Origin of the sequence: Terribacillus sp. FSL K6-0262 (assembly GCF_037977385.1) — a bacterium.
Taxonomy (GTDB): domain Bacteria; phylum Bacillota; class Bacilli; order Bacillales; family Amphibacillaceae; genus Terribacillus.
The window spans coordinates 2,378,776-2,401,957 of the sequence record NZ_CP150277.1 but is presented as its reverse complement, the minus strand read 5'-3'; the positions used below and the strand labels follow the sequence as shown (position 1 = coordinate 2,401,957).

Sequence of the window (23,182 nt, the reverse complement as noted above, 5' to 3'; positions counted from 1 at the left end):
ATGTTTTCTAAGCATGAAACGACGAAAAGGAGGCTGAAATATGCATGAAACCGAACGACTGCTCATCCGTCCTTATACCTCGGACGATATGACTTTCCTGGAAAGCTTGGTGGGCGACCCGAGGGTTGTCCGTTATATCGGAAATGGAAGACCAAGGACCAAGGAAGGCGCCCGCTTGTTTTTCAACTGGAATTTATCCCACACAAAAGGGGATGATCGCTTGGGTCTGCAGGTTTTGATCGAGAAAGACACAGGTGAGAAAATCGGCCATGCAGGATTGGTCCCGCAGGAAATCGATGGTGTGATGGAGCTGGAAGTCGGGTATTGGATCGCTCCGGATCATTGGGGAAAGGGGTTTGCCACCGAGGCTGCTGCAGCGTTTAAGGATACAGCCATTCATCAATTGGATAAAGCGCGTGTGATTGCATTGATTTTCCCTGATAATATGGCGTCCCGCCGGGTTGCGGAGAAAATAGGGATGGTGGTGTGGAAAACGATGACACGCTATGGTAAAGATGTGTTGGTTTACCGTTATACACGGTAAGGAGAGAGGGGAAGTCGAATGCTATCCAATCTCAATCTCTAAATCACCATTCTCCTGATTCACAATGGAGTGCTGTATATCATTGCTTATATCGCTTTCTCCAGGCCATGGCACAGTTATATAATCTGATTTCCCATGTATATAGTCAATTTGGATATGGGTTATATCTTCATACTTTCTTATTCTGTCAAAAGGCATCATAACCTTGCTCCCTTGGATGATCGTCGGGACATTGACTGCACTGCTCAATCCCAATACCACACCATCTGCACGCCAGCCTAATACTTTATCGCCATGGTCATTGCTTGGATGACGCTCTTTGTGGCTCAGCTGCAATGTTGTTATGCATGCAGAAGGTATGATGAAACTTGTGAAATCCTCCAAAATGAGTTCGATTGTTGTAATGTCATGCATATTATATCCCCTTTTTCCATAAAGTCACTGCCGATGGACTCCGTGCAAGACAAAGAACTGCCGAAATCATTCGGCAGTTCTTTGCTGTGTCATTTTATGCATCATAACCATTCGGCCGGTTCTGATGCCATCTCCAGGCATCACCGATGATGTCCTTCATATCCGTGCGCGTTGGATTCCAGCCCAGTATTTCCTTCGCCTTATCAGAGCTGGCAATCAGGACTGCCGGATCGCCAGCTCGGCGCGGACCGACTTTGGCCGGGATTTCTTTGCCCGTGACGGTGCGGGCAACGTCGATCATCTCTTTGACAGAGAAGCCTTGGCTGGAGCCGAGGTTGAAGATATCACTCTTGCCGCCATCATCCAGATATTCAAGAGCAAGCAGATGGGCATCGATCAAGTCGATGACATGGATGTAGTCGCGGATGCATGTTCCATCCTCTGTCGGATAATCGTCGCCGAAGATGGTGATATATTCCCGCTGTCCGAGTGCTGTTTGCAGGATGATCGGAATCAAATGTGTTTCCGGGCTGTGATCTTCCCCGATCTTTCCGTCCGGATGTGCTCCGCCGACATTGAAGTAGCGCAGGGAGACGAATTTGATACCGTAAGCTTTGTCGCACCATTTCATCATTTTTTCCATCATCAGCTTGGACTCGCCATAAGGACTCTCCGGGTTCGTATCCAAATCCTCCGTCAATGGAACGACATTCGTATCTCCATATGTAGCAGCTGTGGAAGAGAAGACGATTTTTTTGACGTCATGCCTGCGCATTGCTTCCAGCAGGACCTGCATACCATAGACGTTATTGCCGAAGTACTTCAGCGGCTCCTCGACTGATTCCCCGACAAGGGAGCTGGCAGCGAAGTGGACGACTGCATCGACTTTTTCCTTCGCAAATACATCATCCAAAAATGCTGCATCGCGAAGATCCCCTTCATAAAAGACCGCATTCTTGTTGACTGCTGCCAAATGGCCGGTCATCACATTATCGATGATTACAGGCTCATGTCCTTTTTCCAGGAGTCTGGCCACCGCGTGGGAGCCGATATAGCCGGCACCGCCAGTAACTAGCACTTTCATAGCATATCCCTCGATTCTCCTAAATTATCAATTAAATTATAGCATGCTTTCACTTACAGAAATGGTAAAGTTTAGACCTTATTCCATTCATGCAGCTCCAAGCTGCGGACGCCATTGATCAAATATGGATCCTGCTCAGCCAATCGCTTCGCTTCGGCCTCATCCGCTGCTTGATAGATAACCAGACCGCCTGCGCCGTCAGCAAATGCCCCTCTGGCGAAGATATACCCCTTCTCATCCATATCGGCCAGGAAATCCAAATGCGCCTGGCGGTATTGCTGGTTCAATTCCGGCTTCTCCATTTTCAGAAATGCTGCGAAGTACTTCATCCTGATCCCTCTATTCGTTGAGCATCTTTTGCCAGCATGAGTGCTCCGACGATACCTGCGTCATCCTTTAATCCAGGCGGGACGAGGTAATTTTCCGGAAGCGGGACATATTGATGCATAAGCTGCTCCAGCTCCTGCTGGATCATCTCATGCAGCCCGTCCTTCTTCATGACGCCGCCGCCCATGATGATTTTTTCCGGGCTTAGCACCAAGGTGTAGTTCATGATTGCCTGCGCCAAATAAAAGGCTTCCATCTGCCAGACTTCCTCCTGGTGATAGAGCTTCTGCGCCTTCTCCCCCCAGCGGGCCTCGATGGCAGGGCCTGCGGCGAGGCCTTCCAAGCAATCACGATGATACGGACATTTCCCCGGGTAGGCGTCATGCGGACTCCGTCTGATCAGCATATGACCCATTTCCGGATGCGAAAAGCCCCGCAACGTTTCCCCGTTGACGATGGCTCCGGCCCCGATGCCTGTCCCGACTGTGATATACAAGCAGCTTCCGGCATCTTTTGCCGCCCCGTGCATATACTCCCCTAAAGCAGCTGCATTCACATCGGTATCCAGCTTGACCGGCACGCCCAGCCTGCTTTTGAGCTCAGACAGCAGCGGATAATCTTTCCACTCCAGCTTCGGTGTGTTGCCGATCATACCATAGCCAGGACTGTCTTCCTTCACATCGACCGGTCCAAAAGCACCGACACCCAGCGCTTTGATTTGTTTATCACGGAAGAAGCCGAGCACCTGCTGGACTGTTTCTTCCGGTTTTGCTGTAGGGAAGGAGACTCGTTCCTCCACATTCCCATGCTCATCTCCGACAGCACAAACAAATTTTGTACCGCCAGCTTCAATAGCTCCATATCGCAAAACTATCACCTCATTCGTCTCTCTTATTCTACTATGGAAGTTTTCTCCTTCTGCGTCAACAGATAGCGCAGACTGTACAATTACGAAAATTATTATAAAATAGAAATATTAATAATCTTAAAATCCAGATTAGTTTGTCAGAAATGGGGGATGCATGATGACTGCTTTGCAAGCAGTAACTGCATTTGCACATGAACAGAATTTACGTAAAAGTTTTAATAAATTAGCCAGAAAAACTTTCGGCTTCGATTTTGAATTATTATATGAAAGCGGTCTGTGGAATGAGCGCTATCATACACATGCCTTCGCAGACGATGCACAGATCGTTGCAAATGTTTCTGTAAGCGCGCTCACAGTACATATCCACAAACAGAAAAGGAAGGCAATCCAGATCGGCACTGTCATGACAGACCCTGGCTATCAGAATCAAGGCCTGGCTACCAAGCTGCTGCAGCGTGTCATCCAGCAATATGAGGATGAGACCGATTTGATTTATTTGTTTTCCCGGCCAGGGATGGAAGGATTCTATGGGAAGCTTGGCTTCACTGCTGTCGAGGAATATTTGTTTTCCATTCCAGTGTCCCCTGAGCTCCGTCCTGTTCCGGATTATCGCAAGCTTCAGCCTGCTGCCAATCCCCAGGACATGGTCGTGCTGCTTGACCGCTATGGCAAACGCTGCCCGCAGTCGGATATTCTCGACATATCGGATGCCCAGCATCTCCTCGGCTTCCACACATTGTATGATCCGGAAATCGAGATCATCGAGCTGTTGGAGCCGGCCGCCCTGCTGATTTATAAAAAGATCGGGCAGACGATGCACTTATACGAAGTGATCAGCCAGACCCGGCTTGTCTGGAAGCAAATAGAAGATTACGTCGCCCAGGACGGCATTACCGAGGTCATTTTCCATTTCACGCCGACCTTCCCGGATTTGGAGCCTATCAGCCACAAGCATACCGAACGTGATACTTTGTTTGTGAATAAACCAGAGCTGCTCCCTGCTGTATTCCAGTTTCCCGAAATATCCCATGCATAATATAATAGGGTGAAAGCTGTAATAGAAAGGAACGAAATCATGCTAGATTTGGAAATGCTGAAAGACAAAGTCGAGTTCTTCGAAGCAAATGACTTGGCCACCTTGGAAAAGAAAATCAACGAACAGATCCAGCACAACAAAGCAATCCTGCTGGAGCTCCATCACGTCTCTCACAATATGCATATAGACGAAAACGGCCGCCGCTTTTATAGCGCTGTGGCACATTTTAAAGCGAAATAAAGAAAACTTGCCGACTGACAAGCCGCAGGCGCAGGCAGAGGCTTAGTTGCACTTATACTTTCTTCCTTAAAACTTTACCTGCATCGAATCTGCTTTCTGTTAAAGTTTTATCCCTGGAAAGTATAAAGAAAACTGGCCGACTGGCAAGCCGCAGGCGCAGACAGAGGCCTAGTTGCACTTATACTTTCTTCCTAAAAGCTCTGACTACGTGGTATTTGCTTTCAGTTAAAATACCCTGGAAAGTATAAAGAAAACTTGCCGACTGACAAGCCGCAGGCGCAGGCAGAGGCCTAGTTACACTTATACTTTCTTCCTTAAAACTTTACCTACGTCGAATCTGCTCTCAGTTAAAGTTTTATCCCTGGAAAGTATAAAGAAAACTGGCCGACTGACAAGCCGCAGGCGCAGACAGAGGTCTAGTTGTTCTTATACTTTCTTCCTAAAAACTTTACCTGCATCGAATCTGCTTTCTGTTAAAGTTTTATGCCCCGAAAGTATAAAGAAAACTGGCCGATTGCCAAGCCGCAGGCGCAGACAGAGGCCTAGTTGCACTTATACTTTCTTCCTAAAAACTTTACCTGCGTCGAATCTGCTTTCTGTTAAAGTTTTATGCCCCGAAAGTATAAAGAAAACTGGCCGACTGCCAAGCCGCAGGCGCAGGCAGAGGCCTAGTTGCACTTATACTTTCTTCCTAAAAACTTTACCTGCGTCGAATCTGCTTTCTGTTAAAGTTTTATCCCTGAAAGTATAAAGAAAACTGGCCGATTGACAAGCCGCAGGCGCAGGCAGAGGCCCGGCAAAAGCTTCTCACTAAAATACCGTCCATTCCGGACGGTATTTTTATATTTCCTAGAATATTATCCCCGTTACGATAGCCACCGCAATAACGGCAAATGCAGTTCCTGTCGCCCACAGGATCGTGAATCGCTGGAATTCCCCGAAGTCGACCTTCGACATCCCGACCAGCAAATAGGTTGCTGGTACAAGCGGGCTGAGCAAGTGGACAGGCTGCCCAAGCAGGGATGCCCTCGCGATTTCAGCTGCCGAGAAGCCATAGTTGGCAGCGGCTTCTGCAAGAATCGGTACAACCCCGAAATAGTACGCATCATTGGACATGAAGAACGTAAAGGGAATACTTGTGACTGCTACGATGATGCTGAATGCTGGTCCCCATGAATCCGGAATGATGGAAATGAGGCTGGATGCCATTGCATCCACCATCTCGGTGCCGGATAGGATACCCGTGAAAATACCGGCAGCGAATACGAGGGAAACGACGGCGAGTACGTTGCCGGCATGATCGGCGATACGTTCCTTCTGCTGCTTCAGGTTCGGATAGTTGATTGTGATGGCAACGGCAAATGCTAGCATGAACAATACCGGCAGCGGCATGATGCCCTTGATTAGACCGAACATTAAGACAACTGTCAGTGCAAAGTTGACCCATAGAAGCTTCGGCCGCTTCAGCGAAGCATCGACCGTGGCAGCCTGCTGCTGCAAAGTGCGCCGTTCTGCATCATCGAATGTAACGACACCAAGACGTTTCTTTTCCCGGCGACCCAGGATGAATGCAGTGAAGAATATCCAGATTGCCCCGCCGATCATAGTCGGGATTAGCGGAACGAACACATCGCCTACATCCACATTCAAGGCAGCCGCAGCACGCGCAGTCGGTCCGCCCCATGGCACCATATTGGTCAAGCTCACACACATGACCGCAATTGCCGGCAGGATGAGCGGATTCATTTTCAGCCGCTGATACAGCGGGAAGAACGCAGAAACCGTTATCATATAACTTGTCGTCCCATCCCCATCCAAGGATACGACAAGTGCAAGCGCAGCCGTACCGATGACGATCTTCGTCGGATCCCCTTTGACCGCTTTCAAAATGCGGCCGACGACTGGATCGAATAAACCTGCATCAATCATGATTCCAAAATAAAGAATCGCGAATAATAGCATGATACCGGTTGGTGCCAAGTCTGTGATGCCTTGGAGTGACATCTCCCCTAATTCAGAGGCATGCCCTGTCAGTACAGCGAAAATCGCTGGAATGATCATCAGCGCAATTAACGCAGATAGCTTTTTTGTCATAATCAAATACATGAATAGAAAGACCATCAAGAAACCCATTATAGCTAACATGCTAAATCCCCCTCATCGTCTCCTGAAACAATTCCCCCAAATCCTAAGCAGCGTTGCATAATATATTACATCCATTGTATGCGCTTCCAAAAATGATTTCAATAGTTTTGTTACTTTTTTAAGTAAGAAAATACATTGGCAGCAGACAAAACAAGCCTGTCACAGCTTTTGCTGCCAAGATCCAGGCAGATCCCCTGTGTTTGCATCCTAATAAACGCCTCACACAGATTAAATAGTATAACCTATATTTCCGTTCTGAGTTATACTATTTATCGATCCCGAATTCCCATTTCTGTTAATCCTATTGTATCTTTCCTCCTAAAACTTTTATCTTCCGCTATCAAAATATCCTTATCCGAACAAGATTCCTGCCAGATATACAACAATGGTGACGGTTATGCTGCTCAGGATGGTCGTCATCAATACTGTCTGGGCAGCCAAATCCGGATTATTGTTATACTCCAAGGCAAAAATGGAGCTGTTCCGTGAAGTCGGGAACGAACTTGCGATGAACAGCGACTGCGCCACCGTACCATCCAATCCCAATAAGTAAATGATGCCCAGGGCTGCGGCAGGTCCGATCAGAAGCCGGGCTGCCGTACTCAAATAAAGTACAATATGCGGGCGCTGCAGTTTGATTTGTGCCACTTGTGCTCCGAGTGTGATCAAGGCGACAGCAAGGAAGGCGTCCGCGATCGACTGAATCGGGTTCCAAAGCACGATTGGAATGTCTATATGGAATGACGCACATAAGACCCCGAGGATGATGGCATAAATCATCGGCAGTCGGATGAGTTCCTTCAAAATGGCATTTCCCTGTGCTTTTACACTCACCATATTGTAAAGACCGTATGTAAAGGTGAGCAGGTTTTGATATACCATGACGATCAGCTGGATCGAGACCCCGAGCGGATTGTTCTGGAAAACGAGCTGACTGACAGGGATTCCGTAATTTCCGGAGTTCATCAGCACCACACTATTCTTATAGGTGGCTGCAACCCCGCGTTCAAGCTTGAACAGCCGGCTTGTGATCTCCGTGAAACCAATGGAAAACGTCGTGAACAACAGCAAAAAGAGAATGATTTGTCCGAACACAGCAAGCGGCATACTGCTTTGATACATATTGATAAAACCGTTCACAGGCAGGAAGCAATACGTCAGCAGCTTGGACAAGGTCCCCAGCTGTAATGAAAATTTTCGCTGCAGGATGATGCCGACTGCAAGGAGAATCAATAAAGGCGCAATTACTTCCAAGAAAATCAATGATAATACAGCCATGTGCTCCCTCCTTTGTAAGCGAATACATAGCCATTATACTGCTAACATTTTCAAAACACTATAGCTAAGAAACGAAAAAGCAGCCACCATTCGGTGACTGCTTTTCCTCATGTGCGCTTGCGCATCTTATTGATTCCAAAGAATATGACACCAGCAGCAGCGAGCGCTGCCCCGCCCAGCATCCAATTGAATGCATTGGTGCTGGTATTCGGTAATGGCTGACCTTTTTCATCATCCGTATCTGATTTCGCGGAAGCTGCTGTCTCCGCGCTTGCCTCTTCATCGGATGCCGGCTCTGTTGTCGTATTATCCGTTCCCGTAGCTGCCGGTTCTTCTGCTTTCTCTGCCTCCCGCTCAGACTCATCTTGCTCTTGCGGCATTTCTTCTTCATTTACCGGTGCATCCTCCTCTTCTGCGGGCTCTTCCGGTTCCGGCTCATTCGGTTCTGCTGCTGGTGGTGCAGTTTCCTCTTCCGGCACAGGCTCCGGCTGTTCCGCCGGCTTCTCCCCCAATGCATAAGCCGCAATCGTTCCGGACACCTCATGTGCCGCCAGCAGCAGCGTCTGGCCAGTCGGGCTGTCGGCAGCCGGGATATATGTCAGTCCTTCCGGCGCAACATCCCCGCTGCCACCATCCACGGGTGCTTCATCTCCTTGGAAATTCCGGCTCGTAAAGTATGTTGAAAACGCCGGACTGGCAGGATTGGTCACATCATAAGCCATGATACCGCCTGTCCGCTCCAGACCGATGAAGGCATATGTTTTCCCATCCACTTCCCCGGTGATGACTGTTTCCGGCTCTGGGCCTTTGTCGTCACTGCGATTATCAAGCTTGTCCTCATCGTTTGTCGTATTGAAATACTCCGGAATCGCTTCAGCCGTTATTTTTTCAAAATCAGCACCGCTATCGTACACCTGCTGTAAGGAGTCTGCATCCCAAATGGAAAAACTCCTTCCGCCGTAGCCGTATACAGCTTCATATTTTCCATCTGCATTTTTCGGTGCCGCGATGCTTGTCTTCAGACGGCCTAACTGCTCATCCTCGAACAATCCATTTTGCACTAGCTGATCGAGCTGCTCCTGTGTATATCCTTCATACAAATCTGCATTCAAGGCAAACGCGTCTTCTGCCGCCAAATCAGCTGCTCGGACTTCCTCCGAGAAGCCTTCCCAATCCTGGGCATCCCCTTCATTCGCGGTGATGATATATGTCTTCCCGCCTGATTCGAAGGCTGTCATCCCATCCGGCATATACATGCCGAGTACAGGCCAATTGTCGATTTGAATGCCATCATCCTTATTGGATGGGTCGAGCTCCATCCCTTCTTGGGAAAAATCTTTAAATACAAGACTCTTCACCGTCGTGAAACGATTCGACTGTAAATCCAGCTTTGCAATCGCGTTGCTTTCCTGGATGGCAACATACGCAAAACGATCATCCTTATCCACGGTTATGTATTCCGGCTCCAAGTTTTCCGCATATGAAGAGTTTTCCGGATCGGGATTTACTTTGCGTACATCCTCATCCACGATGTCATCAGTGAATTCTGCCGTTTCCGCTGTCAGGTTGTCCAATCCATCTGCAACATCGATGATGCTCACAGAACCCTCCGGATTGACAGTGTAATCATCCGAAGGCTCCCCTTCATTGGCAACGAGTACCTTCGTCCCATCATGCGTGAAGGTCACCATATCAGGTAAAGCCCCGACCTCGACACTGGCAAGTCTATTCCCATCGGTATCGAGCAATACGACATGACCCGGATCGGTCTTTGCCTCACTTGGGACAGCGACTGCGATATACTCCCCTTCCGGATGGATGGCGACACTCGTTACATCAGAAGCACTCACTCCGAATGATTCAAGCGGAACACGCTTAAGCAGCGGAATCTCTTCATTTCCTTCTTTCAATCCATTTAAATCCAAAATATCCAAAGCTCTCGCTGCCCCATTCACCGAGAAAGCGCGTTTTGTCTTACTATCATATGCAACAATCTCCGTACCGCCTTCTCCAATCCCGCTGCCGCTGTCATAGCGGCCAATCTGTTCTACTTGAAGTGCTTGTCCTCGATCTTGGCTGTAGGCTTTCAGGTCTTCTGCATGCCCTACGGCCGGTATCGTCAAACTTGCCGCCGCCAGCGACATGGCTGTCCATTTCTTCCAACGCTTCAATTTCTGCCACCTCGACCATCATTAGAATATGTATGATTGTCATCATAGCTTACAGCCGTGAAGCTGCTGTTAAATATACATGAAGATTTTGTAATGTTGCAGGGCAAAAAAAGGATGCCGATTCAATGGCATCCTTCGAACATTTTTTAATACGGTACCGCCCGCAGATAAGTCATTTCAGCACCTGATCGCTCTGCACAGACGATTATCTCGTGAACAGAAAATACATGGACAGCAGACCTGCATAAAACAGGCCCGAAACCAGAATGGCCTTCCACAAACCAACAAAGAAATCATTTTCCTTAAGGATCATTGGTCCTTCCTTTCCACAGCAACGGCAGGATTTTCTTACATCAATTATAGGCTTGGATCTGGATTCTCTTTAGTTATATTCATTTTTTACATTGTAGGGCCTATTTGCTTTCTTGCACAACATCCGTCAATCTTCCAGTGCAACTCGCTGCTTTCCAGAGGGATGTCAGTAAAGTCATTTGCGGTCCCGATATCATTAAACACAGTTCACTTCAGCTTCTCCGGCAGACTATGGATGGAAGCAATCAGCGTATTCAGTTTGGTTTCGATCCGGTGCATCAAATAGAAGGTCACAGCGGCCGGGAATCCGAATTCCTTTATGATTGCAAGCCATGGTTCCATCGGAACGCCTCCTTTCTCATAAAAAAGGAGTGCAGCTCCCTGAGCACGCACTCCTTATGGATCAGAATATTTCCTGTACGGTCCGATCGACGATGCGGGCTGCTTTTTTTGAGACAAGCGCTCCGCCGCTCGATGAGATGACATTCTGTGCGATGACAGTGTCCATTGCCTGATTGATCGCCGCCTCGTCGAATGGCTCGACTGGCTGCTCCAGGCTGATGGTCACTGTCTTGCCCTCTTCATTCAAAAACTGCAGATCCAGTTTCTTCATGCATCATTCCTCCTTTTTTTGTCGAATCACTCTTGACGCAGAATGGAGTGGTCGTTCTTTTCCACTGCGTAAAATTCCCGCTGCTGCAGCGGTACTAATGCATCCGCGAATGCATGCAGTTCATCCGGTGTCGCATCAAGCCTGATGTTGTTAAAAGATTTTGTTTTGTATTTGTCCTTGCCTGTCTCCGGATCGGTGCCATCGAAAAAAACAATGCTGAGGCGTGTATTATCATGTGTTGCGATGACTGCCATATTCCTCCCTCCTTTCACAGCTATAATCGGGATGCGCCCCAAAAAAGTGTGGAAAAAGTTTAGAAAAAAGGTCATCAGCCCCGCACTTTCCCAGCTGCAAGCGGGATGTCCTTGTAATATAATAGTAATTTTACGTTGTAACTGTTTCATAGTACAATTAAGGTTAGCATGTTCTGATTATAGGTAGACTTCACCAGCAATTCAATGAATAAACATTCAGATATATCAGTAAAAAAAGGAGTTTAATCATGTCGAGAAGGTCACCTTACCAACCGCAGCCTCCCAGGCGAATAGTGAAGAAAAAAGTAAATAAAAAACGAGTTTTGATGCTTCTGCTCATCCCGATCCTGATCCTTGGAGCCGGAGGCGCTGCATATGCTGCACATCTATGGACCTCTGCAGCCAATGCGATCCAGAATGCCCATGTCGACGATGCGCGGGATAAATCGGCATTGCGCGATGCAGCAGTCGATCCCGTCGAGGATAATGTATCGATTCTATTCATGGGGGTGGATGACAGCGATACACGTGATGAGTCGAATTCCCGCTCCGATGCGATGATCCTTGCCACTTTCAATAAGGAAGAGCACAGCGTCGATCTCCTGAGCATCCCGCGCGACTCATACGTTTATGTACCTGAAGTGAACCGCAAGACGAAAATCACCCATGCGCATGCATATGGCGGCGCCCAGGCCAGTGTGGAAACCGTCGAGAATTTCCTTAACGTCCCAGTGGATTATTATGCTGAAATCAACTTCAACGCCTTCATGGATATCATCGATACACTAGGCGGTATAGAAGTGGATGTTCCATACGAGCTGTATGAGCAGAACTCGAAGGACCAGAAAGATGCCATCCACCTGGAGGCTGGTCTGCAGGAACTCAATGGCGAAGAAGCATTGGCCCTTGCGCGCACCCGCCATTATGATAATGATATCGAACGCGGAAAGCGCCAGCAGGAGATCATCAAGGCCATGATAACGAAAGCATCATCTGCCGGCTCGGTATTCAAATATGACGATTTGATTCAGGATGTAGGGGACAACCTGAGCACAAGCCTGACATTCGACCAGATCAAGAGCTTCATCTCTTACGGCACAAGCAATGACCTGACGATCAACACCTTGAATCTGGACGGCACCGGCGGAAAACTATCCGATGGCATCTGGTACTACCAGGTCGACCCAACTTCCCTCGCAGATGTCCAGAAGCAGCTTCGGGAACATCTCGGATTGCCCGAGGAAGTGGACACCGATAGCGTGGAAACGGAAGATGGCAGCGGGGTTTATGATAGTACCGGAACAACGGATGGTACAACAGATCCTTCCACTGACAGTACCGGGACGACAAGCGACGGTACTACCGGAAGCACCGGATCAACCGACTACAGCACTGGCACGACCGGCAGCAGTTCTGATGCCGGGACGACTGACAGCACCACTGGAACGACTGGAAACACTGGATCTGCCGGAACGACCGGCACTGGTTCTGCTACAGATGGCAGCACAGAATCAAGCGGCACTTCGAGCTATGATACAGGTGCCTCCGACAGTACAACCAGCGGTTCCAGCGGTTCGACCTACGATGATTCGACAGGTACCGGCACAAATGACAGTACCTCAGTCGGTTCGACAGGAACTGCGACAACGCCATAACCAAAACAAGACTGCCACCCTTCTTACCGGGTGGCAGTTCCTTTTGATGCCTTACGCTCCATTGTAAAGCCAATGTAAATTAAAATTGTTTTCTAAGGTTGTTGCTAGTATAATTTAAGAGGTCTGAACAAAAGAACATCCTAGCAGGAAGGACTTTCTCATGAAATCAGCAATCACTGTTCTAAAAGAACAATTCAAGCATTTTCATCTCATTCGACGTATTTCGCTTTATGAACTTAGGAATAACAATAATGCCAACTATCTCGGATTGGCTTGGGAAATAATCAGCCCTGTTATTCAAATCGCCATCTACTGGCTTGTTTTCGGTTATTTGATCAGCGGTGGTGAAGGACGTAAGATCCCTAATCCTTCAGGCGGCTATTTCGACTTCTTCCCTTGGCTCGTTTCTGGTCTGATCATCTGGATGTTTTTCCAGCCGGCAGCAACCCAGGGTGCTAAATCAATCTATAGCAGACTGCGATTGTTATCAAAAATGAATTTTCCGATGAGCGTGATTCCAAATATCACGATTTTCTCTAAGTTCTATCCACATCTGATACTCGTAGTTTTGACAATAATCCTGATGCAAATCACTGGTTATCCAATCAGCATTTATATGCTGCAGTTACCATATTTCATGATTGCGACCTTTGCATTCACTTATGCATTCGTGCTGCTTATGACGACTCTTACAACCCTTATCCGGGATATCCAGCTGCTTCTGCAAGCTACTCTGAGAATGGTGTTATATCTGACGCCTATCCTTTGGGTCTCCCACAAGCTTCCTGATCCCTTGGTTATAGTGATGAAGCTTAATCCGCTTTATTATCTCGTCGAGGGCTACCGTGCGTCATTGATGGGGCAGAATGGCTGGTATTTCATTAATTCATGGGAATACACCATCTATTTCTGGGTAGTCACTGCAATCATCTTCATGATCGGTGCTGCCTTGCACGTCCGTTTCAGAAGACACTTTATCGACTTTCTCTAATTAGAAAGGGATTTTTATGGATAAATCAATCATCGTTGAAAATGTAAGCAAAAAATATAAGTTATATAGCAAAAGCTCGGATCGTATCAAGGATATCATTTTCCCCAAAGAATACGGGGAAGACTTCTACGCCTTGCGCAATGTCAGCTTTACAGCTGAAAAAGGCGATGTAGTTGGATTCATCGGCATCAATGGATCCGGTAAATCGACACTTTCCAATATCATTGCCGGCATCGTGCCGGAGACGACCGGCTCTGTCACCTTGAATGGGGAGGCGGCTTTGATTGCTGTTTCTGCAGGCTTGAAGGGTGATTTGACAGGCAGGCAGAACATCGAGCTGAAATGCTTGATGCTTGGTTTGACCAAAAAGGAAATTGCCGAGCTTGAACCGAAGATCATCGAATTTGCCGAGCTGGAGAAGTTTATCGACCAGCCGGTGAAAAACTATTCCAGCGGGATGAAATCACGTCTTGGTTTCTCCATCTCTGTCAATATCGACCCTGACATTCTGATCATCGATGAAGCTTTGTCCGTAGGAGATAAAGCCTTTGCCGAGAAGAGCCTTGCTAAAATGCATGAATTCAAGGACAGGGGCAAGACAATGATATTCGTCAGTCACTCGCTCGGACAGATGAAACAGTTCTGCGATAAAATCCTCTGGCTGGAATTCGGACAAGTCCGGGAATATGGCTCCATTGATGAAGTCATCCCCAGATACGATCAATTCCTCAACGAATATAAGAAGATGTCCAAGAAAGAAAAAGAAGCATATCGCGAGCGTGCCATCGCAGGCTCATCCAACTAAAAAAGACCGAAAGGCAATCATATGCCTTTCGGTCTTTTATTTGCGTATCAATACACGGAACATGAATTCGAATGCCTTAAGGATTCGTTTCCAGCGGAAAGGCTGCTTGATCAGACGGTATAGCCATTCCAAATTCAGTTTTATCCATGCTCGCGGTGCGCGTTTCATTTCACCGGCCAGTATATCGAATACACCGCCGACACCCATGAATACACCTTTTTCGAACAGATGCTGATTCGCTGCGATGAAGTTCTCTTGCCTTGGGAACCCCATTGCGACAAAAATCAAATCCGGTTTTGCAGCCGCCGCTTGCCCTGCCACCGATGCGTCTTCGTCCTCGCTGAAATAGCCATGGTGGCTTCCTGCGATGCGGATACCAGGATACTGGGAGCGTACCCGGTTTACGGCCCGCTCATTCACTTCCTGTTTGGCCCCAAGGAAATAACAGCTGAGGTTATGCTTTTCGGCATAACTGAGCAGCTTGAACATCAGGTCGAAGCCGGTGACGCGCTCTTCGATGGGGCTGCCGAGCATTTTGGAAGCAATGACGACCCCGGCTCCATCCGGAATGATATAATCAGCGCTTTTGACGCTTTTTTTATACGCTGCATCTTCCCTTGTCTGCATGACGATCTCTGGATTGGCAGTCACGATATACGTGCGTTCCCCGGAATCGATCCGCGGGTAGAGATGCTGCTGCAATAGCTCTTTTTGCGTTAATTTATTGAAAGGAATATCCATTATTTCTACGATTTCTTGATTTGACACACTTGTAACAACCTTTCAAGATCAAACCATCTGGTAGGAATCTTCGTATGATAGACCTACTCATTATGCCATGAAAACAGAAACTTTACAATTATTCACATAGAATTTACACAAATAGAAAACAGCCGGTAATATACCGGCTGTTTTCATTATTTACGGCCAAATCCAAAGAACGATCGTTTCTTCTCCGTCGGCTTGTCATCCTCTGTCGGCGTGTAGGTTTGACCGAACATTTCGACCCAATCCTTCTTGAAGCTCTCTTCACTGAATCGCTCGATGACTTCCGTCGCCCTGGCTGAAAGTCTGTCACGAAGATCGCGGTCCTTCATGATGGCCACCACTTTTTCGGCAAGCGCTTTTTGGTCGCCTTTTTTGACCAGATAACCGTCGATATCATTTCTTACGATATCTTTGGGTCCGTATTTGATATCATAAGCTACTGCAGGAGTACCAGCAGCCAGTGTCTCTGTCAGGACCATACCAAAACCTTCAAAATCGGACGTCAAAATGGTGCAGGCAGCGGACTGATAGGAAGCTGCCGGATCAGAGGAGAAGCCTAACAGCTTCACATTCCCCTCCAAGCCAAGACGCTTGATTTGAGCCTTCAGCTCTTCTTCCAGCGGTCCAAAGCCATAGATATGGTACTCCGCATCCGGAATCTCCTCCACGACATGCTTAAACGCTGCAATTCCCTCATCCAGCCGCTTCTGGCCTTCAAAACGAGCCAGCGTGACAGCCACCTTCGGCTGATATGCAAGCTTGGCAGCTGGTGTTGCAGGAGCTGCATGCGGAATGACATGCAGCTTCGTCGTGACATCATAGCGAGAGGTGATATCCTTCTCCTGCTCATGTGTCAGGAAGACCACATGATCGAAGGAATTGATGCCTTCCACGAAATGCTTCCAGGATTTCTTCGTTTTCGCACTTTCATCATAAGGCGGCTCAAAGTGGTTGTTATGCGCGACAGCGATTTTCTCCGCATCTGCGTTGACGAGCAGGACTGTTTCGTCCGTCTTCCTTGAATCGGACATGAGAACTGGCTCCTCATAGTCCCGTACCGCTTTATCGATCCAGGCAGCATATGCATGATGGATGGATTCATATTCGATATCTTCCTCACCGAAAACGATGACCCTGCCTTCGCTGCCGGATGGATTCACCCAAACGGTGATGCGGCATGTACCATCTTCCAGGAAATAACGGTGTAATTTAGGCTTATTCGTCAGCTTATCCATATGACTTGTCCGCACAAGGCGGCCATCACGTAAATACTCCTCCCGGCGCAATCGGGTGCGGCTTTCATCCATATAATCGATCAGCTTCAGCGTTCCGTCTCCATTGAAACGGCGATATTGCTTATAGATGCCGTCCTCATAATAACGAAAAGCAAGCTGCTTGCTATTTTTATCCTGTATCTTATGCATTTGCCCTACTTCAACGGATGCTTCCTTCGGGTCATCGACTTTGCTGATATGCAAGAGATCCGTATAATGGTTCCTTACTTCCACTCTTCTATCCAACTGTCCGGATTTATACAGCTTTTCGATGATATTCTTGTGGTCCTGCTGAAAAGCCAGTGTGAAGAAAACAACTTTCCCGTAATGGTCTGCGAGAATATTCGCCCGTTTCATCACTGCTTTCGTCAGGCCGCCTCGCTCCACATTCAGTGAATTGAACACGAATATAGGGGTCTTCATCATTTTTTCCTCCTACTGGTATGCTATGAAGCACCGTACCAAGCATTTTGTTGATATCCAATATGAAATGGATTATTTTTTCAAAAAACCGAATAGTGATCTCTTCTTACTATTCGACTCGGATGGCGAAGAAAATAGCTCTATCCAAGACTGTTCATAGTTTTCCTCACTGAAACGCCCTGTGATATCGACTGCTTTCTTTGCCATTTCACTGCGCAGTGCCGGATCCTCCATAATGGAAAGGATCCGGTCAGCAAGCTGCTGCTGATTGCCTTGTTCCACGATGAAGCCGTCCACTCCGTCGCGGATGATTTCCCGTGGTCCATATTTCATATCATAGGAAATAGCTGGTGTTCCCACCGCCATACTCTCTGTCAGTACCATCCCGAATCCTTCATAATTGGATGTCAGGATCGAGCAGGCTGCGGATTGATAGGCAGCTGCCGGATCGGTGGTGAAGCCCATCAGCTTCACATTATCCTGCAGTCCCAATTCGTCGATCAGTTTTTGCAGCTGTGACTCCAATGGTCCGAAGCCGTAAATGTGATAACGGGCATCCGGCAGCTTGTCAACCACATGACGGAAGGCACGGATGCCTTCATCGACAGCCTTCTCTTGCGAGTACCTGGACAGGGACACTGCTAGATGCGGATCCACACTCTCCCCTGAAGCAGGTACGGTCGGCGGGGCAGCATGCGGAATGACATGCAGTTTATTTGGATCCACTTCATACCTGGAAATAATATCCTTCTTCTGATGCTCCGTCAAGACAACCACTTTGTCGTAATCATCGATTCCCTCGAAGAAAGCATGCCATGTAATTTTCGTCTCGGAGTCATCTTTATACGGGGCAGCGATATGGGAACTATGCGCGACTCCGATTTTCTCGACATCGCTTTTCACCCGCAGAACCGTTTCGTCCGTTTTCCTGGAGTCCGACAATAGGACTGGCTCCTCATACTCTTTTACAGCCTCCTCGATCCAAAAGGCATAGGCATGCTGCACTTTGGCAAATTCCTTGTCATGGTCAAACAAGATCGTTTTGCCTTCCTCGCCAGATTCATCGATCCAAACGGCAACCTTGCAGGTACCGTCTGTATGGAAATATCTGTGCAGCTTAGGTTTATTGGTAGTCATGTCCATATGACTTGCCCTGATAAGGCGATTATTGCGAAGGTATTCTTCCCTTCGCTGTCTTGTACGGCTCTCATCCATATAATCAATCAGTTTAAGTGAACCATCTTTTTCAAATCGGCGGTATTGCTCATACAACCCATTATTATAATAGCGATAAGCAGGCAATTTACTCTTCTTATCGACAATATGACTGTATCCAGGAAGCTCCACCGGCATTTGCACAGGCGCTGTCACAAGCTCCACACCAAGCAGGTCGGTGTAGAAATTCCTCACCTTGATGCGCCTGTCCAGCTGTCCGGATTCATAAAGTTTTTCAATGATATTTTTATGATCCTGTTGATAAGCAAGTGTAAAGAAAACAACCTCAGCGTAATGGTCTGCCAAGAGGTTGGCACGTTTCAATACCGCTTTTGTCAACCCACCGCGTTTCACATTCAATGAGTTGAAGACGAAGATTGGTGTTTTCATTGCTGTGTCCTCCTAAGCGGAATTATTGTTCATCTAAGATAGCATAACACGGATGTTTTTTGAAACGATAACCCAGGTCAAGCCCTCAGCATCCGCTTGATTTTGTTGACGACACGCTGTTTTTTGCTTGGCTGTTTCGGTTTCTTTTTTGCCGTATCCTTCAGTTTGAAGGATAAGTTGCCGTGCTTCGTATCATAGGTCGTCACATTCAACAAATGATTTTTTTGCTTCGAGGATGTGAGCTTGGCAGTCGAATGCTGCGGTATTTCCCCAATGATCCGTGCGATGGCTGTATAGTTCTCGATTCTGCTGATAAGATGCAGATCGACGATGCCATTCTCGGCATCCAATCTTTCCAATGCCGATGATGGGATGACAACATGGAACAGGGAAATGATCTGTTCCTGCATCACTTCAGGATTCACAGGAATCGGGCTGTCTGTGTCATAGGCTCCTTTTTGAACCGCAAGTGACGTCACACGTTCACTATCCCTGTCACTTAGCTTCAGGAAAAGCTGCTCCTCTGAAGCATCGACAAGGGTATGATAACTGTACCCCTCTATCAGCAAGCCTTCTGCTTTTTTCTGTATACGTGTCACAGCAGCTGCAAGCTTGTTGGAACGATGGAAGGACAATGTTTCAGCCTTGGCTAATTCGTAAGCTTTCTCTGCCTTCGGATAAATCAAACCATGGAAGACTTGCATATTGCCTGGATGACGCTCCGCATACCAGAAATTGATGAGATCTTCAAGATCCCCTTGCTCTATGATCCGCAGCAGAAGCTTCTCCCTTGTATTGAAATTCGGATAAATCTCCAGGAAATTATGCTGCTTGATCAATGCTTTCAAGGAATCAAAGATGAATTGCTTATCTTCCATCTGAAATGACCGTGTAATCGTCGTCCGAAGCTCGATGTTCAACACACGAGTCAAATATTGATAGTAAGTGCGCAATTTTTTCTCTTTCGGAAGATTCAAGCTCGCGACTGCTGCAAGCGTCTCTTCGAATTGATGCATATAAATGCGTCCAGTAATCGGTTTTTTCGTCAACTGCTCCCGTCCAACAGTAAGATTATTCGTCAAATAATAGCACGGATAATCTTTCACAATGGATATGGAGTTGGAATATGCATAGGCTTGGATAATGAATGGCTGATCCTCCCCCAATGAATAATGCTCCGGGAATCGGATATTATGCTCCCGCAGCAGGCTTACACGAAATAGCTTCTGCACACTCACCGTATACATCGCATTGGAGCCATAGAAACTGAAATTATCGGGATTCCGGAAAATGGCTTGCGGAACCCCCCTGTTGATGCCGACATACTTTCCGATTACGATATCGCTATCGTATTGAAGGATTTTTTCCTCCATCCGCTCCAAAGCTTCTTCACCAAGATAATCATCACCATCTACAAAGAAAATGAAATCACCTGTTGCAAGTTCAATTGCTTTGTTTCGCGGGCCGCTCGGTGAACCACTGTTTTCTTGGTGCACCACACGCACAAAACTATATGTATTGCTATACTCTTCAAGGATAGCTGGACTTTGATCAGTAGAACCATCATTTACACAGATGATTTCCAATTTGTCATTATCGATAGTTTGGTTGATGATACTGTCCAGACATTCTCTGATTGTATTTTCATCATTATAAACGGGAATTGCGATTGTATACTTCAACTTCATTTTGTCCTCCGATATTTACACTTATTTAACACTCTCTTTATTTTACAACTAATTCCTGCATTTTGTAACAAAAAATCGCACCACGCTCACTGGCATGGTGCGATTTTTCATTTCAGATATGCTGAATGGATCCACACTTCTTTTCCTTCCAACAATCCTCTGTACCACATGTTGCTTCCGACCTTCTCTGTCAGATTGACCTTGAATTCCTTGCCGGCATGGTTCTTGAGATCATAAACAAAATCTTTTGATCCGCCCCAGGCTTTTGTATAGGCGCTGCCTGTCCCCCTGACTGCAAATGTTTTGCTTTCCTTATCGACAGTCACATGGGAATATACCTTCATTTGACTTGCTTCCACCCAGCCAATTGTTCCGCTTGTGCTGCTGGGCTCATGGCTGATCAAATAATATGTTTTCTTATCGAATACCGCTTGTTTCTTTATGTAATAAACTTGATTCGTATAGCCATCAGTGGCATCCTTTGCCCCCGCTGCAATACCAGGCGCAGTCAGGATGAGCGCTTTCGCCCTCAAATGACCAAGCCTGCTTATCTTGCTTTCTTCCTTGGCGGACACATAGGAACTATGCAGCCACATCTGCTTGCCATCCAGTGTGCCTCGGTACCAAATATTATTTCCGACCTTTTCTGTAAGGTTCACTTTGAAGGCTTTCCCTCTTGATGCAGATAAGTTGCTGTTAACGAGGTTCTTACTGCCTCCCCAGGCTTTATTGTATGATTTGCCGGCACCAGTCAAGTAGAGCGTCTGCGCTTGCTTACTCACACCTGTATGAGCATGTGTTTTGATCTGCTCTGCTTTGACCCAGCCAACCACGTCCTTCGTCCTGCTCGGAGCATAACTGATCAGATAGAACAGCTGACCATCTCTTTCGATCTGCTTTTTGATGTAATAAACCTGATTATAATCATCGCTTCCGGCATTTCGATATGCTGCCGATGTCTTGGCTTCCTCATAAATTTTGGCACCCGTCCGCAGATGGCCCAGCTTGCTTGTATTGCTTTCTTTTCTTTTATCTGTAACAAAGCTGGCATGCACCCATACTTCCTTGCCCTTGAGCATACCGCGTATCCAGGTATTATTTCCGACTTTCTCGGTGAGATTGGAAGTGAATACCTGTCCCTTCATCGATGCCAAGTCATATACTTTGTTCTTGGAGCCGCCCCACGCTTTGTCAAAGGCTTCCCCGACTCCTTTGATTGTGTACATGGATTTATCACGGTTGACACCTTTATGATCATGCACTTTTACATCTTTGGCTTTCATCCAGCCGATTGTTCCGGCAGAAACGCTTGGTTCCGTACTCATTAGATAATAAGTAGTTCCGTTGACACTTGCTTCTTTCTTGATGTAATAAACTTGATTTGTCTTACCGCTTCCTGCTTGGGTGCTGCTGGACAGATTCGACAGATTCGGATAGATTCTCGCACTTGCAGATCTGATATGACCCAGTTTGCTGGTTTTGCTGTATTTGATTGCTTTTTGATTATATTTCTCGGTCACAAGCTTGACGAAGTCATTCCAATTGTATCCGTATTGTGCAAAGTATCCATGCGGATCGACGTGGTTCGTACCGCCAAGGAACTTGCTGACCGCATTATGCGACCACAATGTACCTCTTCCATTCGCTTCCGCACTTGTCACACCAAGATCATATTTAGCCAAAACATACGCGATATAGTCTGCATAATTGTTGATTGATTCAGCAAAATCTTCAAAATTATTTTCCCGGACCAATTCAACATGGACAAAGCGCTGGTTTGCATAATAACCGGCTCCCCATGCACCTAGATCTGTCGGATGGATCTCAATGATATTGCCATGATCGACGAATGCATGAACAAAAGCATTATGATGGTTTTTCACCATATAATTCATTTCTGATCGGATGGAGGAATTCGGGTTGGCAGTTTCATGTGCTACGACACCTTCCACCGCTCCTCTCCCGTACCGATAATTGAATCTGGCGAACTGACTCTTATGTTCATATTCAATAGAGGCAGCGGCTGGCGAGTTCTTTTTGATCCAATCGTTTACATCCGGATAGCTTGCTCGTTTGGAGATCCTTGGCTCCGAAGTGGATTCCGCTTCGGTTTCATCGATGCCATCGCGCCAGTCTATTGGTATGTACTGCAGCTGCTCTGCCGATAGCTTACTGATATCCATCCCGTAAACCATCGTACCCTCTTTGATCCCGAGCTCGTTGTACTTCGGCTCTTCTTCCTTCTGCCCTGAAGCTTCCGGCTCTTTTGCTTCAGCCTGTTCTGTTACAGAGGTTCCGGTTTGTTTTCCTGACGGTTCTGCTGACTCGACCTTCACTTCCGCCTCTTCTGTCACTGGCTGATCCGATTGTTCCTGTCCGGCTGCTGCTTCATCCTGAGCCTCAGCTTCAGCTGACGAATCGCCCTCTTCTGATACATCCGTTTCAGCTTGATCCTCTCTCAGCGTATCCTCGGAGCTTTCTTCCCCTGTCACGCTGGTATCATTCGGATCACTCGCAACATCTTCTGTATTCTGAACATCATGCCCTTGTGCAAAAATCCCCGCCGGCATAATGCTAAAACATATTGCAAAGACAACCATCACGCTTATTATTTTTTTCATGTCTGCCCTCTGTTCCCGTATTTGAAAATGATCATAGCCATCAATTTCTCCGCCTGCCCCCTTTTT

Annotated in this window: 21 protein-coding genes; 6 read left to right on the top strand and 15 right to left on the bottom strand. The window is 47.2% G+C overall.

Annotation, left to right across the window (positions count from 1 at the left end; all coding sequences use genetic code 11):
* Window positions 1-40 precede the first annotated feature (40 nt).
* A complete protein-coding gene (locus tag MHI54_RS12310; protein ID WP_340081599.1) occupies window positions 41-544 on the top strand; it encodes a GNAT family N-acetyltransferase in 504 nt (167 codons plus the stop codon).
* A gap of 21 nt (window positions 545-565) precedes the next feature.
* Here MHI54_RS12310 and MHI54_RS12305 read toward each other — a convergent pair whose 3' ends face one another.
* The 4 genes from MHI54_RS12305 to MHI54_RS12290 all read right to left on the bottom strand — a co-directional run bounded on the left by MHI54_RS12305 (window position 566) and on the right by MHI54_RS12290 (window position 3,237).
* Complete coding sequence (locus MHI54_RS12305; RefSeq protein WP_340081598.1) at window positions 566-958, bottom strand: hypothetical protein; 393 nt, start codon at window positions 956-958, stop codon at window positions 566-568.
* 94 nt (window positions 959-1,052) lie between these two features.
* The gene (gene galE / locus MHI54_RS12300) at window positions 1,053-2,042 is read right to left on the bottom strand and encodes a UDP-glucose 4-epimerase GalE (protein ID WP_340081597.1); all 990 of its coding nucleotides are present in this window, start codon (window positions 2,040-2,042) and stop codon (window positions 1,053-1,055) included.
* Window positions 2,043-2,113: 71 nt separating this feature from the next.
* The gene (locus MHI54_RS12295) at window positions 2,114-2,371 is read right to left on the bottom strand and encodes a YciI family protein (RefSeq protein ID WP_095214113.1); all 258 of its coding nucleotides are present in this window, start codon (window positions 2,369-2,371) and stop codon (window positions 2,114-2,116) included.
* On the bottom strand, window positions 2,368-3,237 hold the full coding sequence (locus MHI54_RS12290) for an ROK family protein (RefSeq protein ID WP_340081596.1): 870 nt from the start codon (window positions 3,235-3,237) through the stop codon (window positions 2,368-2,370). Before MHI54_RS12290 ends, MHI54_RS12295 begins: the two co-directional genes overlap by 4 nt.
* A gap of 154 nt (window positions 3,238-3,391) precedes the next feature.
* On the opposite strand from MHI54_RS12290, the gene MHI54_RS12285 reads away from it, so the two are divergent.
* Together MHI54_RS12285 and MHI54_RS12280 are read left to right on the top strand one after the other, a co-directional pair.
* Window positions 3,392-4,273, top strand: a complete 882-nt coding sequence (locus MHI54_RS12285; RefSeq protein ID WP_340081595.1) for a GNAT family N-acetyltransferase — start codon at window positions 3,392-3,394, stop codon at window positions 4,271-4,273.
* Window positions 4,274-4,312: 39 nt separating this feature from the next.
* Entirely contained in the window at window positions 4,313-4,513 is a 201-nt protein-coding gene (locus MHI54_RS12280) for a DUF2536 family protein (RefSeq protein ID WP_095214116.1), read from the top strand.
* A gap of 849 nt (window positions 4,514-5,362) precedes the next feature.
* Here the strand turns inward: MHI54_RS12280 and MHI54_RS12275 are convergent.
* The 6 genes from MHI54_RS12275 to MHI54_RS12250 all read right to left on the bottom strand — a co-directional run bounded on the left by MHI54_RS12275 (window position 5,363) and on the right by MHI54_RS12250 (window position 11,286).
* Window positions 5,363-6,658 (bottom strand): citrate:proton symporter, encoded by a 1,296-nt coding sequence (locus MHI54_RS12275; RefSeq protein ID WP_095214117.1) that lies wholly within the window; start codon window positions 6,656-6,658, stop codon window positions 5,363-5,365.
* Window positions 6,659-7,009: 351 nt separating this feature from the next.
* Entirely contained in the window at window positions 7,010-7,936 is a 927-nt protein-coding gene (locus MHI54_RS12270; protein WP_095214118.1) for an AEC family transporter, read from the bottom strand.
* A 107-nt stretch (window positions 7,937-8,043) separates the two neighbouring features.
* Window positions 8,044-10,107 carry a choice-of-anchor I family protein gene (locus MHI54_RS12265; protein WP_340081593.1) on the bottom strand — a complete coding sequence of 688 codons (2,064 nt, stop codon included), beginning with the start codon at window positions 10,105-10,107 and terminating at the stop codon, window positions 8,044-8,046.
* 519 nt (window positions 10,108-10,626) lie between these two features.
* Window positions 10,627-10,761: a YvrJ family protein gene (locus tag MHI54_RS12260; protein ID WP_095214120.1), complete on the bottom strand. Its 135-nt coding sequence runs from the start codon at window positions 10,759-10,761 to the stop codon at window positions 10,627-10,629.
* A gap of 61 nt (window positions 10,762-10,822) precedes the next feature.
* Window positions 10,823-11,032: a DUF2922 domain-containing protein gene (locus MHI54_RS12255; protein WP_340081591.1), complete on the bottom strand. Its 210-nt coding sequence runs from the start codon at window positions 11,030-11,032 to the stop codon at window positions 10,823-10,825.
* A gap of 26 nt (window positions 11,033-11,058) precedes the next feature.
* Window positions 11,059-11,286, bottom strand: a complete 228-nt coding sequence (locus MHI54_RS12250; protein ID WP_095214122.1) for a DUF1659 domain-containing protein — start codon at window positions 11,284-11,286, stop codon at window positions 11,059-11,061.
* 293 nt (window positions 11,287-11,579) lie between these two features.
* Between MHI54_RS12250 and MHI54_RS12245 the strand changes: the two genes are divergently transcribed.
* The 3 genes from MHI54_RS12245 to tagH all read left to right on the top strand — a co-directional run bounded on the left by MHI54_RS12245 (window position 11,580) and on the right by tagH (window position 14,737).
* Window positions 11,580-12,941, top strand: a complete 1,362-nt coding sequence (locus MHI54_RS12245) for an LCP family protein (protein WP_340081588.1) — start codon at window positions 11,580-11,582, stop codon at window positions 12,939-12,941.
* A gap of 160 nt (window positions 12,942-13,101) precedes the next feature.
* Window positions 13,102-13,932 carry an ABC transporter permease gene (locus MHI54_RS12240; protein ID WP_340081587.1) on the top strand — a complete coding sequence of 277 codons (831 nt, stop codon included), beginning with the start codon at window positions 13,102-13,104 and terminating at the stop codon, window positions 13,930-13,932.
* Between the two features lie 16 nt (window positions 13,933-13,948).
* Entirely contained in the window at window positions 13,949-14,737 is a 789-nt protein-coding gene (gene tagH, locus MHI54_RS12235) for a teichoic acids export ABC transporter ATP-binding subunit TagH (RefSeq protein WP_095214125.1), read from the top strand.
* Window positions 14,738-14,773: 36 nt separating this feature from the next.
* On the opposite strand, the gene MHI54_RS12230 is transcribed toward tagH, so the two are convergent.
* The 5 genes from MHI54_RS12230 to MHI54_RS12210 form a co-directional block, all read right to left on the bottom strand.
* Window positions 14,774-15,505: a WecB/TagA/CpsF family glycosyltransferase gene (locus MHI54_RS12230; protein ID WP_340081585.1), complete on the bottom strand. Its 732-nt coding sequence runs from the start codon at window positions 15,503-15,505 to the stop codon at window positions 14,774-14,776.
* 149 nt (window positions 15,506-15,654) lie between these two features.
* Window positions 15,655-17,205, bottom strand: a complete 1,551-nt coding sequence (locus tag MHI54_RS12225) for a glycosyltransferase (protein ID WP_095214127.1) — start codon at window positions 17,203-17,205, stop codon at window positions 15,655-15,657.
* A 69-nt stretch (window positions 17,206-17,274) separates the two neighbouring features.
* Entirely contained in the window at window positions 17,275-18,807 is a 1,533-nt protein-coding gene (locus MHI54_RS12220; protein WP_340081583.1) for a glycosyltransferase, read from the bottom strand.
* A gap of 77 nt (window positions 18,808-18,884) precedes the next feature.
* A complete protein-coding gene (locus MHI54_RS12215) occupies window positions 18,885-20,495 on the bottom strand; it encodes a glycosyltransferase family 2 protein (protein ID WP_095214129.1) in 1,611 nt (536 codons plus the stop codon).
* 107 nt (window positions 20,496-20,602) lie between these two features.
* Window positions 20,603-23,116: an N-acetylmuramoyl-L-alanine amidase gene (locus MHI54_RS12210; RefSeq protein ID WP_340081582.1), complete on the bottom strand. Its 2,514-nt coding sequence runs from the start codon at window positions 23,114-23,116 to the stop codon at window positions 20,603-20,605.
* Between the last annotated feature and the right edge of the window lie 66 nt (window positions 23,117-23,182).

Coding starts and splice junctions, on each gene's coding strand:
- MHI54_RS12250 (WP_095214122.1), bottom strand. CDS start 11,286: ATGGCAGTCATCGCAACACATGATAATACACGCCTCAGCATTGTTTTT.
- tagH (WP_095214125.1), top strand. CDS start 13,949: ATGGATAAATCAATCATCGTTGAAAATGTAAGCAAAAAATATAAGTTA.
- MHI54_RS12285 (WP_340081595.1), top strand. CDS start 3,392: ATGATGACTGCTTTGCAAGCAGTAACTGCATTTGCACATGAACAGAAT.
- MHI54_RS12310 (WP_340081599.1), top strand. CDS start 41: ATGCATGAAACCGAACGACTGCTCATCCGTCCTTATACCTCGGACGAT.
- galE (WP_340081597.1), bottom strand. CDS start 2,042: ATGAAAGTGCTAGTTACTGGCGGTGCCGGCTATATCGGCTCCCACGCG.
- MHI54_RS12305 (WP_340081598.1), bottom strand. CDS start 958: ATGCATGACATTACAACAATCGAACTCATTTTGGAGGATTTCACAAGT.
- MHI54_RS12225 (WP_095214127.1), bottom strand. CDS start 17,205: ATGATGAAGACCCCTATATTCGTGTTCAATTCACTGAATGTGGAGCGA.
- MHI54_RS12295 (WP_095214113.1), bottom strand. CDS start 2,371: ATGAAGTACTTCGCAGCATTTCTGAAAATGGAGAAGCCGGAATTGAAC.
- MHI54_RS12255 (WP_340081591.1), bottom strand. CDS start 11,032: ATGAAGAAACTGGATCTGCAGTTTTTGAATGAAGAGGGCAAGACAGTG.
- MHI54_RS12280 (WP_095214116.1), top strand. CDS start 4,313: ATGCTAGATTTGGAAATGCTGAAAGACAAAGTCGAGTTCTTCGAAGCA.
- MHI54_RS12210 (WP_340081582.1), bottom strand. CDS start 23,116: ATGAAAAAAATAATAAGCGTGATGGTTGTCTTTGCAATATGTTTTAGC.
- MHI54_RS12275 (WP_095214117.1), bottom strand. CDS start 6,658: ATGTTAGCTATAATGGGTTTCTTGATGGTCTTTCTATTCATGTATTTG.
- MHI54_RS12240 (WP_340081587.1), top strand. CDS start 13,102: ATGAAATCAGCAATCACTGTTCTAAAAGAACAATTCAAGCATTTTCAT.
- MHI54_RS12215 (WP_095214129.1), bottom strand. CDS start 20,495: ATGAAGTTGAAGTATACAATCGCAATTCCCGTTTATAATGATGAAAAT.
- MHI54_RS12270 (WP_095214118.1), bottom strand. CDS start 7,936: ATGGCTGTATTATCATTGATTTTCTTGGAAGTAATTGCGCCTTTATTG.
- MHI54_RS12260 (WP_095214120.1), bottom strand. CDS start 10,761: ATGGAACCATGGCTTGCAATCATAAAGGAATTCGGATTCCCGGCCGCT.
- MHI54_RS12220 (WP_340081583.1), bottom strand. CDS start 18,807: ATGAAAACACCAATCTTCGTCTTCAACTCATTGAATGTGAAACGCGGT.